The 1,416-nt window shown below is 41.6% G+C and carries 1 protein-coding gene; it reads left to right on the forward strand.

The genetic code is table 11. The features are described from left to right. The first annotated feature begins 212 nt into the window (after positions 1-212). On the forward strand, positions 213-827 hold the full coding sequence (locus tag NG798_RS27660; RefSeq protein ID WP_261226935.1) for a DUF6753 family protein: 615 nt from the start codon (positions 213-215) through the stop codon (positions 825-827). Positions 828-1,416: the final 589 nt, after the last annotated feature.

The following is a 1,416-nucleotide window of genomic DNA, read 5'->3' on the forward strand; positions in this document are numbered from 1 at the left end:
CGAGGGATGGCTAAACAACCCATAGTGTTAGCAATTGCTTTTCCTCTATGGATTCATTTATTGATGGCGTTAGCCACCAAAAGCTTTTACGGATAGATGTGGGGGATACTTTCCGGAAATAATTGCCAGGAAATCAATAGTAGGGAGTAGCTTGGTTACATCGACATTTCCGCTAAAAACATTTGTTTACTAAAATAATTGAGGTAAAAAATATGGTGGTAAATAATGGCAGAGTAGATAATCAAGAATCTGATTTTAGTGATGGATTACCTGGTGATACCACGCCCCACTCGTTTAATGTAGAGGGACTGACGAGGGAAGATTTATTGAAGTGGTTTTCACCAGAGACAATACCGGCTAGTGTTGAGGAATTCAAACAACAGATACTAGAAACAGCAAAAAGTGTGGGGATGGATGAGGATGATCCTGCTTTTGGGCAAGCTTTAGCTCAAATGCGGTTGGATTTGTTAATCCGGTTAATGCCGTTAATTTTTGATAAAGTTTTCTTCAATTGGTTGGAAGCTGTACGAGAAGTCAAAGAAGAGCAGAAAGAATGGTTAGATGAAGTCAAAGAGGAAATTATGGCATACCAAGAGGCCGGTGTGATGGGGATGCGGTCAGCAATTGCCAGAGCAGTTGAAGAATTGGTGAAGGATGCTGAAAGACAGAAATCCCGACAGTTTTTCTCATCTTTAATGCCGGCTATGGGAGTATTATTGGCTACCTTGGGATTAGGTGTGGGTTTGGGTTGGGGCGTGGCCAAAAGCCTTCAAAATGCTCCCCAAAGTTCATCGGTATCGATGGTGGAGTTGCCCGGACAAAAGTAAATCAGAAATCAGATCCGCCAGCTTAAGTCTGGCACCCCCATTAGTAAACAGCTACACAGAGTTCTGTATCAATGGCGAGGTAATCGCTTCTCTCAAGCGTCTGGTTTGAATAAGAACGCTGTCGGTGACTTGGGCACGACACACACCCCCATCCTACAAAAAATGGTAGGGGGTTCAACTCAGTACAACCTGTAGATATGGTTATTAAATTGGCTTTTCAGTAAAAACACGGTTGACATCCTTCGCTTTTCCTTGGCCTTAGCCCTTAATAATTTTTCGGGCGGCAAAATAAAAATTATTGGGGCCATTTTTTAGGCAAAAAGCTCCGACGTGGCCCAAAAAGCCTACTGTAATTTTCTAAAAAAATCCGTAATTTCTCCGAGGCTCGCTCATTTTAGGCGTGTTATTATCACGTTTAATTATGCTTTCCGCTTAAAAAGTCGCCAAACTAAAAAGCAATTAGAACGCTTTTTAAATGACGGCTATTTAAGGACAAATAACCTTTTAGTAAGTAGGGGTGTCTCGTCATGTCAGAGTTTGATATTGGTGTAGTCCAAAATAATGCTACCTACCTAGGTACTCTCAATAG

The sequence above is a fragment of the Ancylothrix sp. D3o genome (assembly GCF_025370775.1).
Classification (GTDB): domain Bacteria; phylum Cyanobacteriota; class Cyanobacteriia; order Cyanobacteriales; family Oscillatoriaceae; genus Ancylothrix.